Annotated in this window: 14 protein-coding genes; 6 read left to right on the top strand and 8 right to left on the bottom strand. The window is 38.9% G+C overall.

What is annotated here, in order from left to right; all coding sequences use genetic code 11:
* The first annotated feature begins 27 nt into the window (after window positions 1-27).
* The 3 genes from nadD to rsfS are packed head-to-tail and all read left to right on the top strand — an operon-like array spanning window position 28 to window position 1,587.
* On the top strand, window positions 28-636 hold the full coding sequence (gene nadD, locus NXH67_RS17120; protein WP_272798162.1) for a nicotinate-nucleotide adenylyltransferase: 609 nt from the start codon (window positions 28-30) through the stop codon (window positions 634-636).
* Window positions 633-1,214: a bis(5'-nucleosyl)-tetraphosphatase (symmetrical) YqeK gene (yqeK, locus tag NXH67_RS17115; protein WP_272798161.1), complete on the top strand. Its 582-nt coding sequence runs from the start codon at window positions 633-635 to the stop codon at window positions 1,212-1,214. Before nadD ends, yqeK begins: the two co-directional genes overlap by 4 nt.
* 10 nt (window positions 1,215-1,224) lie before the next feature.
* Window positions 1,225-1,587, top strand: coding sequence for a ribosome silencing factor (rsfS, locus tag NXH67_RS17110; RefSeq protein WP_026668696.1), 363 nt, complete (start codon window positions 1,225-1,227; stop codon window positions 1,585-1,587).
* Between the two features lie 43 nt (window positions 1,588-1,630).
* Here the strand turns inward: rsfS and lexA are convergent, their stop codons facing one another.
* Window positions 1,631-2,248, bottom strand: coding sequence for a transcriptional repressor LexA (gene lexA / locus NXH67_RS17105; RefSeq protein ID WP_022778571.1), 618 nt, complete (start codon window positions 2,246-2,248; stop codon window positions 1,631-1,633).
* Window positions 2,249-2,444: 196 nt separating this feature from the next.
* Between lexA and NXH67_RS17100 the strand changes: the two genes are divergently transcribed.
* Both NXH67_RS17100 and NXH67_RS17095 read left to right on the top strand, forming a co-directional pair.
* Window positions 2,445-2,864 (top strand): LysM peptidoglycan-binding domain-containing protein, encoded by a 420-nt coding sequence (locus NXH67_RS17100; protein WP_272798160.1) that lies wholly within the window; start codon window positions 2,445-2,447, stop codon window positions 2,862-2,864.
* A gap of 72 nt (window positions 2,865-2,936) precedes the next feature.
* Entirely contained in the window at window positions 2,937-4,466 is a 1,530-nt protein-coding gene (locus tag NXH67_RS17095; protein ID WP_022778573.1) for a DHH family phosphoesterase, read from the top strand.
* Between the two features lie 29 nt (window positions 4,467-4,495).
* On the opposite strand, the gene NXH67_RS17090 is transcribed toward NXH67_RS17095, so the two are convergent.
* Window positions 4,496-5,560 (bottom strand): tyrosine-type recombinase/integrase, encoded by a 1,065-nt coding sequence (locus NXH67_RS17090; protein ID WP_022778574.1) that lies wholly within the window; start codon window positions 5,558-5,560, stop codon window positions 4,496-4,498.
* A gap of 111 nt (window positions 5,561-5,671) precedes the next feature.
* Between NXH67_RS17090 and NXH67_RS17085 the strand changes: the two genes are divergently transcribed.
* Window positions 5,672-6,802 carry a D-alanyl-D-alanine carboxypeptidase family protein gene (locus NXH67_RS17085; protein ID WP_272798159.1) on the top strand — a complete coding sequence of 377 codons (1,131 nt, stop codon included), beginning with the start codon at window positions 5,672-5,674 and terminating at the stop codon, window positions 6,800-6,802.
* Window positions 6,803-7,218: 416 nt separating this feature from the next.
* Here NXH67_RS17085 and NXH67_RS17080 read toward each other — a convergent pair whose 3' ends face one another.
* The 6 genes from NXH67_RS17080 to lspA form a co-directional block, all read right to left on the bottom strand.
* A complete protein-coding gene (locus NXH67_RS17080; RefSeq protein WP_272798158.1) occupies window positions 7,219-8,625 on the bottom strand; it encodes an MATE family efflux transporter in 1,407 nt (468 codons plus the stop codon).
* A gap of 687 nt (window positions 8,626-9,312) precedes the next feature.
* Window positions 9,313-9,666: a cupin domain-containing protein gene (locus NXH67_RS17075; protein ID WP_272798157.1), complete on the bottom strand. Its 354-nt coding sequence runs from the start codon at window positions 9,664-9,666 to the stop codon at window positions 9,313-9,315.
* A gap of 62 nt (window positions 9,667-9,728) precedes the next feature.
* Entirely contained in the window at window positions 9,729-10,319 is a 591-nt protein-coding gene (locus tag NXH67_RS17070; RefSeq protein WP_022777127.1) for a DUF6033 family protein, read from the bottom strand.
* Between the two features lie 235 nt (window positions 10,320-10,554).
* Window positions 10,555-11,190, bottom strand: a complete 636-nt coding sequence (locus NXH67_RS17065) for a cytidylate kinase-like family protein (RefSeq protein ID WP_272798156.1) — start codon at window positions 11,188-11,190, stop codon at window positions 10,555-10,557.
* A 45-nt stretch (window positions 11,191-11,235) separates the two neighbouring features.
* Window positions 11,236-12,168 carry an RluA family pseudouridine synthase gene (locus NXH67_RS17060; RefSeq protein ID WP_022777129.1) on the bottom strand — a complete coding sequence of 311 codons (933 nt, stop codon included), beginning with the start codon at window positions 12,166-12,168 and terminating at the stop codon, window positions 11,236-11,238.
* Window positions 12,168-12,707 (bottom strand): signal peptidase II, encoded by a 540-nt coding sequence (gene lspA, locus NXH67_RS17055; RefSeq protein WP_022777130.1) that lies wholly within the window; start codon window positions 12,705-12,707, stop codon window positions 12,168-12,170. The genes NXH67_RS17060 and lspA overlap by 1 nt, the downstream gene beginning before the upstream one ends.
* Between the last annotated feature and the right edge of the window lie 12 nt (window positions 12,708-12,719).

The following is a 12,719-nucleotide window of genomic DNA, read 5'->3' as shown; positions in this document are numbered from 1 at the left end:
TCTGACTATACCAGAGGAGGCTTAATTATGGAATGCAGAAGAATTGGTATATTAGGAGGAACATTTGACCCGATACATAACGGTCATTTGCTGCTTGGAGAATCGGCAAGAGAACAATTTGATCTTGACCGTGTAATTTTTATCCCCAACAATCTTGCTCATTTAAAAAACAGAGATAAAGTCACAAGTGGAGATATAAGATATCAGATGGTTAAAATGGCCATCAGCGACAACCCGTACTTCACATGCTCAAGGCTTGAAATAGACAAGCCGGAGGGGTGCTATACTATTGATACAATTCAGGATTTGAAACTTATGTATCCCGGGGACGAACTCTATCTTATTTTGGGCGCAGATTCTGTTATCGGAATCGACACTTGGTACAAAGCAAAGGATCTACTCACATCCTGCATTATTCTCGCAGCAGTAAGAGAAGAAGATGATCTACCGTCTCTTGACAGGAAGAGAAGAGAACTCAAGAAAATGTATAATGCGGATATTCGTCTAATGACCTTTAACCGAATTGATATCTCCTCAACAGATATCAGAGAGAGAGTTGTTAAAGGCCGCTCCGTAAGGTACATGATGCCTAATGAATGCATTGAATTTATGTGTATCAAAGGATTGTACAAATGAGAATACTTGAGATTTCCCAGAAGCTTCGTAAAGAGCTAGAAAAAGAGCTAAAGCCCGACAGATTTGACCACACTTTGGGAGTGGCATATACAGCAGCCAGTATGGCATTCGTATTCGGTGCAGATGTTGAGAAAGCTCTGATAGCCGGAATGCTCCATGACTGTGCTAAATGCATGTCTCACGAAGAACAGGTCAAGATCTGTGAAAAGAACAAAATCGAGATTACAGACGTTGAGAGACGCAATCACTCTTTGCTCCATGCAAAAGCTGGAATGTATCTTGCCAGAGCAAAATATGATATTTATGATCCTGAAATCCTGGAAGCAATCAGATGGCATACGACAGGCAAAGAAGATATGTCCCTTCTTGAGAAGATCATTTATATCGCAGATTTTATAGAGCCCAACAGAAGGCCTCTTGAAGGCATGGATGAGATTCGTAAAGAGGCCTTCACAGACATAGACAGATGTCTTGCACACATACTTCACGATTCTGTTCTTTACTTGCAAACTATTGGTAAAGAGTGCGATGAGGCAACAATGAATGCCTATCTGTACTACAAAAAGTTTTATAAATAACGAGGTAAATATGGCAGATTTAGCAGTATCTAAAAAGATGGCACTAATGGCAATTGATGCTCTTGAAGACAGAAAGGGCGAAGATATCAAAGTTATTGATATCAGTACGATCTCAACTCTTGCAGATTATTTTATCATTGCCAGCGGAACTAACGTAAATCAGGTTCAGGCTATGGCCGACAGCGTCCAGGAAGTACTTGGAAGAGCTGGTCATATGACCAAGAATGTTGAAGGCTATGATACCGGAAGCTGGGTTCTTCTTGACTTCGGCGATATCATTGTACATGTCTTCGACAGAGAGAACAGATTATTCTATGATCTTGAGAGAATATGGAGAGACGGTAAGTCCATTGAAAAAGCAGAGCTCGAATGAGCCCTGCTTTTTTATATGGAAAAATCTATATTTATATGAATAATCAATAGAATCTCATGATACCGAATACTTTACCAAGTATCTGACAATCCTCAACAATGATAGGATCCATGGTATCATTCTCCGGCTGAAGTCTTATATGACCATCTTCTTTGTAGAAGGTCTTGACTGTGGCTGAATCATCAATAAGAGCTACAACCTGATCGCCGTTCTTGGCTGTGTTGCACTGCTGAACAAAAATCTTATCGCCGTTAAAAATTCCTGCATTGATCATAGAATCACCCTTAACATTAAGAATAAAGGCATCTGATCCCTTAGGGCACATGCTGGCAGGAATAGGAATATATGAATCAATGTTCTCCTCCGCAAGAATAGGAGTACCGGCAGCCACCTGTCCTATAACGGGAATGCTGACAATCTCTGTTCTTACCATATTGAAACCATCGTCGCAGATCTCGATTGCTCTGGGCTTGGTAGGGTCCCTTCTGATATAACCGTTCTTCTCCAATGTCTCAAGATGTGAATGAACAGAAGATGTTGACTTGAGATTAACAGCCTTACAGATATCCCTAACAGCAGGAGGGAATCCTCTTACGAGAGTTTGTTCTTTTATGTAGTCTAAAATTTCCTGTTGTTTCTTAGATATGCTCCCTTTTTCCATGAAAACCTCCTAAATAATCGTTTTTATTAGTATATCACAGCATTTACGCAAAAGCAAATATCTGTTCGGAAAATTTGTTCGGAATATTTGTTCGATTTTTGTTGACAAACAAAAGTATGTTCGATAATATTATTTTAGAACAATTGTTCCGTACACATGTTTGTTAAAAGTAGCCGATAGCGGCTGAGGTGAGAATATGAGTGAGGCAATGAGAGCAGCAGCATCTTTATACAATAATCCCAGATATTTCAGCGAGAGCGAAGAGAGAATCAGACGTAATCAGGTCAGACGTCAGCGCATTGTCAGAAGACAATATTTTGCATTAGGTACAATTATTGCAATAATTATTTTTACATTATGCTTTTCCTTCACAACCATTCTTTCAGGTGCTGAAGGTGAAGATCATGTAACAAATTATAAATATTACAAGACAGTTACAATCCATTCCGGTGAATCAGTCTGGTCCATAGCTAATGATAACTTCGATAGCACTCAGTACAAGTCCCTTAATGAGTACATCAGAGAGATCAACAACATCAATAAGCTCCAGTCTGACAGTATCGTTAATGCCGGTGAAGATCTCATAATTCCTTATTATTCTACAGAATTCAGATAAAATATTGAAAAATATTACTTTTTTCACAACAAATACCTCTTCATGTTATATAATGCAAGAAGAGGTGTTTTTATGAAGCTTTCCAGTTTACTTAAATATAACGATATAACGATTCAATGTCATGACAACCCTGATGCAGATGCAATCTGCTCGGGGTATGTTTTGTATAGGTTTTTTGAAAAGCACAAAAAGAGCGTGCGTCTTATCTATTCAGGTAACTTTGAGATTACCAAGAGCAATCTTGTTTATTTGATCAACGAACTCAAGATCCCAATCGAGTATGTAGAGACTCTTAAGATTAGGCCTGAGCTTCTCTTACTTACTGACTGCCAATACGGAGAGGGTAATGTCAAGAAATTCAAGGCTGAGAATGTAGCCGTCATTGATCATCACCAGGTTACCGGCAAACTACCTAAAGAGAACGAGGTCAGAAGTAATCTTGGAAGTTGCTGCTCAGTAATTTGGAATCTTCTGAAAATAGAAGATGAGGAGTACTTCATCGATACAGCTGTTGGTACTGCGCTTTATTATGGTCTTTATTCGGATACCAATGCTTTTTCCGAGGTATCTCACCCTCTTGACCGAGATATGATAGATACTTTGCCTTATGATAAGAGCCTTATTCTTAAGCTCAAGAATATGAATCTTACTCTTAAGGAAGCCAGAATTGCCGGTGTCGCCATGCTTGGTGTTGAGTATCATAAGGACCAGCGATACGCGATTCTAAGGAGTGAGCCCTGTGATCCCAATATACTTGGCCTTATCGGCGACTTCATTGTAGCGGTCGATTCAATAGATGTTTGCCTAGTGTACAGTGTACTGTCCTTTGGAGTTAAATTCTCTATAAGGAGCTGTTCCAAGGAGACTCGTGCTGATGAGTTGGCTTCATATATTGCCAGAAATATTGGTTCAGGAGGGGGACATACCGAGAAATCCGGCGGTCTTCTCAAAAACGAACTTATCATCAAGCATTATTCGGATTATACAGAGATAGATGATGACTCGGCCAGACATTCCATCAGCAATATCATCCGAGAGAGGATGTCGGATTATTTTGAGAACGCTGATATTATCTATGCTATCAATACTACACTAGATACATCCAAGATGAGTCAATACACCACACCTCCTATTATCGTGGGCTATGTACGACCACAGGAGTTTATTCAACCCGGTTCCATGGCCATAGTCAGAACTATCGGAGGTGATATTAACGTAGAGATCAAGGATAATACCGTCTTGATCATTAACATCTATGGTCATGTATCCGCCATTTCCGAAGAAAAGTTTAAAAGCAGCTATTCCACGACACGTAAGAAATTTGTTTTGGACATCGCCGATTATCAGCCCACAATCAAGAATGCAGATAATGGTAAGACCTTTGCTCTTATGCCTGTTGCTAAGGCCTGTCTTACTTCCGGAGAGAATAATATCTATGCAAGAAAGCTAAAAAAGACCACCAAAGTTTTCCCATATTGGGATGAAGAGAAGTACATGGTTGGAGAAAAGGGTGATTATATCTGCGTAAATAGAGATGATCCACATGATATGTTCATAATGGATCGCAATATGTTCAAATCTATATACAAGAGCGCAAAATAAAAAGAAGAGGACATCCTCTTCTTTTTTTGTCATTTTTCTCTTAGTTTAACCATGTTCGCGGCTCTTCGCCTATTTTCATCATCCTGAGCAGCATAATGCTTTCTGGTCGTATTTACATCTTTGTGACCGAGTACATCTGCAACAAGGTATATATCGCCGGATTCTTTATAGAGATTAGTGCCAAAGGTACTTCTCAGTTTATGCGGCGTTATCTTTTTAAGAGTAGTTACATTCCGAGAGTATTTCTTCACTAGATTCTCAACAGCTCTAACAGTGATTCTCTTATTCTGCATTGACAAGAACAATGCATTTTCACTACCTTCTTCAGGAATCTTAAGCTTTCTGTCTTCCAGATAATTGATCAAAGCCGTTCTTACTTCATCAGGAAAATACACGGTTGTATTATATCCACCTTTTCTGTGAATACGGATTCCGTTGGTTTTAAAATCGATATCATCAATATCAATACCGACGCATTCTGATACTCGTATTCCTGTTCCAAGCAGAAGAGTAAGCAACGCCACATCTCTTAACTTTGTCTTCTCATGATATTTAAGCTGACCCTTGGTAAGCTTATCGCCGGCTTCAACCTGATCAAGGAGAGTTGCTACTTCATCCGGTTCGAGTCTTATGATCTCGTTTTCATGAAGCTTTGGCATCTTCACAAGTTCCGCTGTATTACGCTGAATGAGTTCCGCCTTGTAGAAATATGTGTATAGGCATCGAAGAGCTGACATTTTTCTCTTCTTCCCCTGCTCGGCATTGGTTATCTCTTTGTCTTTCTTCTCATACAAGGATAGATATTCCTGGTATTCCTCAATGTCTTCGCGCTCGATCATGTCAAGAATATCAAGTTTATACTCGGTAATAGCCATATTCTTGAGAGCCGGATTCTTACTATGAAGATACTCAAAAAATGTCCTGAGATCATAAGCATAACCAAGTCTTGTTCTTGCAGATGTTGTAGTCTCAATTCCCCTGAAGAACTGCCTGCAAAAATGTGGAAGAGTATCGAGCACTTCCCTCATTCTGATAGTGTTGAGCTTGTCCTGTTCGTTATAATATTTTTCATCATTTCCAATTTTGTTTTGCATAGTCTAATTATACCATGAACAAGCCAAAATTTAAGTAAAAATGCCACTTGATGGGGCTTTATGTTAAATGATAATATTTATAAGTATTATTTCTATTGGGTGGAGAAAGTTTTGGAGAAAAAAGCAAATTACAGAAAAAAAGACGGTCAACGTCTGACCGTATCAGAATATAAATCTCGCAGAAAAAAAGAAATCATATTTCACTTAAGTCTTCTTGGAGCAGGTGTATTTGCTCTTATTTTTACTGTCTTCCTAATTATCAGTAAGCTCACTGGCAAATCCCCTGTGGAAGCAGAAGCAGCAGAAAATCCAACAGAAGAAGCAACAGCAGAACTCACTGTTGTTGAGACAATCATTGATGATACTGACTCTTCAGAACCTGAGAATATCAATCCTTTTCTCGAAAAATCTGAGGATGCCCAGAGCTTTTTTGAAGGATATGAACCCTCAGCGGATTCGATAGCTTATCTCGGAAGTGAAGAAGTAATCAGCAAAAACGCGGTACTTATCAATCTCGATGAAGGCAAGGTAGTAGCTTCCAGAGACGGCGATGTTCGTATTAATCCCGCATCCATGACCAAGATTCTTACATTACTGGTAGCTGCTGAGCATATTGAAGATCTTGACGATACCTATGAAATGACACAGGAAATCGGAGATTTCGTATTCAGCAAAGACTGTAGCCAGGTTGGTTTTTCAGTAGGAGAGAAGGTTACAGTAAGAGATATGCTCTATGGCACAATCCTCCCTTCCGGTGCAGATGCTGCAATGTGTCTTGCAGAATATATAGCCGGCTCACAGGAAGAATTTGTTGCCATGATGAATGATAAGCTGGAAGAGCTTGGAATCTCAGATACCGCGCATTTCACCAATTGTGTCGGAATATATAACGAAGACCATTATTGTACACTTACTGATATGGCAATGATTCTCAAAGCCGCTGAAGAAAACAAGCTTTGTCATGAAGTATTGAATGCAAGGAAATATACAACTTCAGCAACAACCGAGCATCCTGAAGGAATACTTATATCAAACTGGTTTCTTCGTAGAATTGAAGACAAAGATACGCATGGAGAAGTTATAGGTGCCAAGACCGGATTTGTTAATCAGTCAGGTTGCTGTGGCGCCAGCTATCAGATATCTAATGACGGAACTCACTATATATGCGTAACTGCAGATGCTTATAGTTCATGGAGATGCATCTACGATCATGTAGCAATATACGATGAGTATACGAAGTGATTTTTAAATCCTCATGTTTAACAAATTAGTTAGCATACTCAATATATTATCGGTTATGTATACCTATAACTGCATGCTAACTATTCGCAAAACACATGTTTAACGAATAGTTGGATTATACAGCACTATGAAACAATTATGAAACAATGGCCTCTATACCAATTTGATAGGTATAGAGGCCATACTTATTTCTGTTTTGTATTGAATATTTCGCTGCATGAGCACAACCTATTCACGCTTGAGCACCATCTTAATTGTTTCAGCACCGGCTCCCTCATTTGGTCTAAATGGAATCGGTGGTTTTAAAACCGTATCAAAGGTGCTCACGCACAATTGACCCCGGTGCTATTATTGCGAAATAATCATGTATAAAATTGAATCGTGCAGATATATTCAGATATTATCGAATATGCAAATCAAGCCACTTGTGCTTCTTTAGCGTCATCTTCATCGATGTTGATTTTGGAGTCAAGCTCTTTTACAACATTTATGGACATCAGAACAACAGCTAATGTAGTTACTATGTCCGCTACAGGAGCTGATAAAAGAGCTCCTTCAACGCCAAAGAACATAGGAAGAAAAATGGCAAGCGGAACACTTAATACAAAGTCCCTGAGTAATGATAGTCCCATAGACATTACTGGCTTTCCAAGAGACTGAAGGAAAACACTAGTAGACTTCTGAATACATGTCAGAATGATCATTGAAAGGAAAATCCTGAATGAAAGAACCGCAAATTCATTATAAAGACCGTCCTCACTTCCAAATATTGATGTAATCTGAAGAGGGAAAAGCTCAAATAAAAGCACTGAAACCAGCCCTACAATTGCTTCAGCTTTGATGATTGTTGTAAACAGCTCTTTTACCCTTCTGTATTCTCCTGCTCCATAGTTGTAGCCAACGATAGGCTGAGAACCTGCGGCAATTCCGATACATACCGATACTACTATCTGGAATACCTTCATAACAATTCCTACTACTGTAAGTGGGATATCAGCGCCATACTTACTCATTGCTCCATATTTAACAAGAACATTGTTCATTACACCCATGATTACCACAATAGAGAGCTGTGTTAAGAAACTGCTTATTCCAAGAGGGACAAACTTGCCTATTACGACCAAATCAGGAGTCATGTTTTTTAAAGTGAGCTTAAAGGTCTTTGCCCTGAAGAGAATGTACACAATTCCGCAGATTGCTGTAACAATCTGACCTGCTATAGTCGCGATAGCAGCGCCCTTCATTCCCATATGAAGGGCGAAAATTGCAACAGGGTCAAGAATCACATTGATGATACATCCTGCAAGAGTAGTAATCATGGCAAATTTTGGGCTTCCATCAGCCCTTATAATGGAATTAAGGCCATTACCGACAACAAAGAAAGGAATTCCCAAAATGATGTAATCAAAGTACTCATTTGCATATGGAAGGTTGTTCTCAGTAGCTCCAAACGCTGTAAGGATCTGTGACTTAAATACAGCAAAAAGAACTGCCATTATAACTCCGAATGCCACAAGAAGCATTACAACATTGCCCATGCTCTTATTTCCGGACTTCACATCTTTTTTACCCTGACAAAGACTAAGATATGCAGCAGCGCCATCCCCAAGCATCAGAGCAATCGCAAGTGATATAACTGTGATTGGAAAAACAACATTTGTTGCACCATTTCCAAGATATCCTACGCCTCTTCCAATGAAAATCTGGTCCACTATGTTATAAAGTGACGATACAAGCAGCGACATAATGCAGGGAATTGAAAACTTGAGAAGAAGCTTTCCTATCCTCTCTTCAACTAGATAGTTATTTGTGTTCTGATTCATTTTTACCTCCTTAAAATCCGTAAAAAAAGAACACGGTAAGCGAGTCTTCACTTACACGTGTTCGGTTACAACCCAGTATTCATAAATCGCCTGCCCACCGGGCGGCATTCAATTACTCGGTTATGATACAGATTTTTTTGAACTCACGTAATAGTCAGATTTGACAAAAAAATTAGCTTTTTTGAAAATTCCATGCGCCAATAAGTAATAATATATTAAAGCTTCCAAAGCAGATTTAATTCAAATATAGCGTGCTATGGCTATATACGCCATCCTTGACACCCCTAACTCTGGATGCAGCATACGAACCACTCATGAAACTTGCTTCTAATATGCATTTCACGGTCTAAGCCGAATAGATTATGGCTGCTTCGTTGCATAAGTGCATATGAAGAGCGTCAAATGTAAGACGTTTAGTATGCATGAAGTTGTTGCTAATAGTCTTGAGAAAGATGAAAAAGCATACGAAAGAGAATGATAATGAAGCTTTCATATGCACAAGAATGCAAAATGGTATAGATATTAGGGATTATACTCATCTAAAGGCATATTAAGGACCTCTATTTGATTACTTTCGTATGTCTTTTAGGCAGAGCCATAGCTCCAAATCCTGCTGTTCCTGGATTCTGATCCTGAGGCGCTTATACCCAGCCACCCTGCTTTAGCAGGGCTTGCTAACTATTTCATTTAAGCACTATGAAACCAAAATACCTTAACCGCCTCGCTATCCTCATTTCTTTTAATAGCATGTACCGTTCCGGCAGGCGCTATCATTGCAAGCCCAGGATATACATCAAATTCCTTATCATCAAATCTGGCCTTTCCCATTCCTTCCAGCACAAGAAAACCTTCCTGATCCGCGTGAACACCACCTTTTCCATATTCTGTACTTTCATAAAAGGTAAATCCTGCCTTACAGCCGGCGACGCAGCCGTTTTCTGCAGTTAACACATCGCAGCTGTGTCTTTTATCTCTTTTCATCTCATCAATAATCTTATTAGAATCTGCGTAAAACTCCATGGAGTAAACATCCTTTCTCATATGCCAATAAAAACAGGGTGAAACCTTATCTTAGTCTCACCCTGAGTAATATTATATCACGTTCATTTAGCTTTTGATCCTACAATTGAATTTATCAGTGAATCCATCGACGTATCTGAGTAGCTATTTCCGTTTATATCTGCAAAGAAGTTAATCTTGCCATTATTATCTACCTTGATACCAAAGTTTGCAATGTCATCAGTCTCGTCTGTGTTTTCACCGATTTTCTGACTCATATCGGAGATAGACTTCATAGCATCATCTATCTGCCCCATAAGCTTATCTTTGGCTTTCTTATCCTTTGGATCATCTGATGCAAGAAGCTTCATTTCATCCTCTGATAAGATAATACTGTACTCGAGATCACCACCAATCTGTGAAAGGTCATCATCCGGTCCTGCCACAAATACATCGGCATTATCATATTTCTTCTGAAGCATGTCTGCAACTTTTCCAAACATCTCAGCTTCAGGAGAAAATTCAAGCTTTGCGCTCTCTCCGAACAATTTATCGGTTGCGGAAGCTTTTTCCTTTGTCGTACTACTCTTTTGTGATTGGCTGCGTGATTTGGCACCGGAAACAGGGCCGTTTCTTGAATTGGCTTCAGACGGTCTGAACAACTGGTTGATGTTGCCACCTATGTTATTAGCCATAGCGTTCCTCCTTGAAAACTGTAAGCAGAATCCTTTCTGCATAAACCGGTTAACTTGCAATGTGGGGCATAATGTAACAGACTACCCCTAATTAATCTAGTTTTAGTTGAGGCCATTGTAACATCGATAGGTCAAAAATATTATTAAATAAGAATTAAATAATATCCAAAATGAAAAAAACTTCCACACTATTAAAATAGAATTAGGAAGTTTTTTTCATAAGGCAATTATAAAATTATTTTTTTCTCAACTGTTCAAAATCTTCAATGTACTGAATTATGAACTTAACGGTACCTTCTACACCAAGAATGCTGGAATTGATAGATAAATCGTAGCTATCTGCTCTGCCCCATTTCTTGGAAGAATAATAGTTATAATAGCTCTGACGCTGTTTGTCTTTCTTGTTCATCATATCTCTGGCTTTATCATCGGAATTAACATCGTCAAAGCGCTCTTTTATTCTCTTTATCTTGAACTCTTCATCTGCGTGAATGAAAATGTTCAGCACATTATCATAATCACCAAGAGCATAATCAGCGCATCTACCAACTATTACGCAGGGACCTTCATCAGCAATCTTCTTGATAGTATCGAACTGAGCCAGGAAAACCTTATGGCTGATAGGCATATCAACGAAGCTCGATGAATTATATCCAAATGAATAAGTATCCATAACAAGATTATATAAAAAAGAATTAGTGGGCCTCTCATCGTGATTCTGGATCATTTCCTCACAGAATCCGCTCTCCTTGGCAGCTCGTGATAAGAGCTCTTTATCGTAGCATCTAATACCAAAATGCTCGGCCACCATTTCCCCAATTTCTCTTCCGCCGGAACCAAATTGACGACCAATTGTTATAATAGTATTCATATTTGCAGTCCCCTTTACACAAATATTTTATAGTTTTATTTTATACTATTTCAAAATATCTAGCAAATGCGAAAAATACTGAGGTAACGGTGCATCCGTCTCAATGTACTCTCCGGTTGTCGGATGAATAAATCCAAGTGTCTTGGCATGAAGACACTGCCCTTCAAGCTTAAATTTGCTCTTTCTTCCGGAGGCATATACATCATCTCCCAAAAGAGGATGCCCGATATGGGCCATATGAACGCGAATCTGATGAGTTCTGCCGGTTTTGAGCTTACATTCTATATATGTAAATCCATCCTCATAAAAGCGCTTTAGAACGCGATATCCGGTATAGGCTTCTTTCCCTCCGTTTTTTACTACTGCCATTTTCTTCCTGTCAGCAGGGCTTCTTCCTATAGGCTCATCCACGAAACCTTCGTCTTCCTCAATAATTCCATAGCATATAGCATGATATACTCTGTTAATACTATGCTCCTTGAGCTGATTGGCAATTATCTGATGAGCTTTGTCATTCTTACAAATAATAACAGAGCCTGTGGTGTCCTTATCAATTCTGTGAACAATTCCCGGTCTCATAACACCGTTTATACCGGACAGATTTTCCTTACAATGATACATAATGGCATTTACCAGAGTATCACTGTAATGACCGGCTGCGGGATGAACTACCATGTTTTTGGGCTTATTTACCACAATAACATCATTATCTTCATATAGAATGTCCAGCGGAATATCCTGAGGCAGAATCTCCGGAATCTGCAAGGGCGGAATCTCCATTACAATATGGTCGGATTCGCTGACATTGAAGCTGGCCTTCACATTCTTATCGTTGCAAAAGACCTTCTTGTCATCAATAAGCTTTTTAATATAAGAACGCGAAAGAGAATCAATAAGCTCACTGATAAGCTTATCGATTCTCATACCTTCATATTCATCAGTCACATAAAAATCAAATACTTCTTTGTTATGATCCATTATTTGAATTCCCTGAATTTATTCTGTTGTCTGAAGCTCAAAAAACTGAAGTCGCTCTCTTTGTAATAAAAAAGGAAAAGGATTACAAAGAAAAAGGTTGAAACAGTAACGTAAATATCAGCTACATTGAAAATAGGAAAATTGATAAGGACAAAATAAATAAAATCAACTACATAATCCTGCTTTACCCTGTCAATCATATTTCCCGCTGCGCCGCTGGCTATCATGGCCAGCAGTATATGCAAAATATTGTACTTCTTGTCATCAGGAATCCTGAAAAGAACGTATCCGATAATAAGAAGTATCAGCGTTGCAACCAAAACGAAAAATACCTTCTGATTCTGAAGCATTCCAAATGCTGCGCCGCTGTTTTTTAAGAAATTCAGTTCCAACACACCGTTAATGATTTTGATCGGTGGCTTATCCTGCAGATGCATTACAGCCAGATGCTTGGTAAACTGATCAAGAAAAGTCAATAAAACTATAAGAAGAACATCCACAACAAGAAATATCTTCTTTTTCTTAGACATTGTATTCATAAAAACCTCTGT

The organism is Butyrivibrio sp. DSM 10294 (assembly GCF_028539135.1).
Classification (GTDB): Bacteria; Bacillota; Clostridia; order Lachnospirales; family Lachnospiraceae; genus Butyrivibrio.
This window is presented reverse-complemented; position numbering and strand designations above follow the sequence as displayed.

What these genes read in the sequence shown, in the direction of transcription:
- NXH67_RS17090 (WP_022778574.1), bottom strand. Translation starts at nt 5,560, where the DNA reads ATGCAAAACAAAATTGGAAATGATGAAAAATATTATAACGAACAGGAC.
- NXH67_RS17075 (WP_272798157.1), bottom strand. Translation starts at nt 9,666, where the DNA reads ATGAGAAAGGATGTTTACTCCATGGAGTTTTACGCAGATTCTAATAAG.
- NXH67_RS17065 (WP_272798156.1), bottom strand. Translation starts at nt 11,190, where the DNA reads ATGAATACTATTATAACAATTGGTCGTCAATTTGGTTCCGGCGGAAGA.
- NXH67_RS17095 (WP_022778573.1), top strand. Translation starts at nt 2,937, where the DNA reads ATGAAGCTTTCCAGTTTACTTAAATATAACGATATAACGATTCAATGT.
- NXH67_RS17070 (WP_022777127.1), bottom strand. Translation starts at nt 10,319, where the DNA reads ATGGCTAATAACATAGGTGGCAACATCAACCAGTTGTTCAGACCGTCT.
- rsfS (WP_026668696.1), top strand. Translation starts at nt 1,225, where the DNA reads ATGGCAGATTTAGCAGTATCTAAAAAGATGGCACTAATGGCAATTGAT.
- NXH67_RS17080 (WP_272798158.1), bottom strand. Translation starts at nt 8,625, where the DNA reads ATGAATCAGAACACAAATAACTATCTAGTTGAAGAGAGGATAGGAAAG.
- NXH67_RS17060 (WP_022777129.1), bottom strand. Translation starts at nt 12,168, where the DNA reads ATGGATCATAACAAAGAAGTATTTGATTTTTATGTGACTGATGAATAT.
- yqeK (WP_272798161.1), top strand. Translation starts at nt 633, where the DNA reads ATGAGAATACTTGAGATTTCCCAGAAGCTTCGTAAAGAGCTAGAAAAA.
- NXH67_RS17100 (WP_272798160.1), top strand. Translation starts at nt 2,445, where the DNA reads ATGAGTGAGGCAATGAGAGCAGCAGCATCTTTATACAATAATCCCAGA.
- nadD (WP_272798162.1), top strand. Translation starts at nt 28, where the DNA reads ATGGAATGCAGAAGAATTGGTATATTAGGAGGAACATTTGACCCGATA.
- lspA (WP_022777130.1), bottom strand. Translation starts at nt 12,707, where the DNA reads ATGAATACAATGTCTAAGAAAAAGAAGATATTTCTTGTTGTGGATGTT.
- lexA (WP_022778571.1), bottom strand. Translation starts at nt 2,248, where the DNA reads ATGGAAAAAGGGAGCATATCTAAGAAACAACAGGAAATTTTAGACTAC.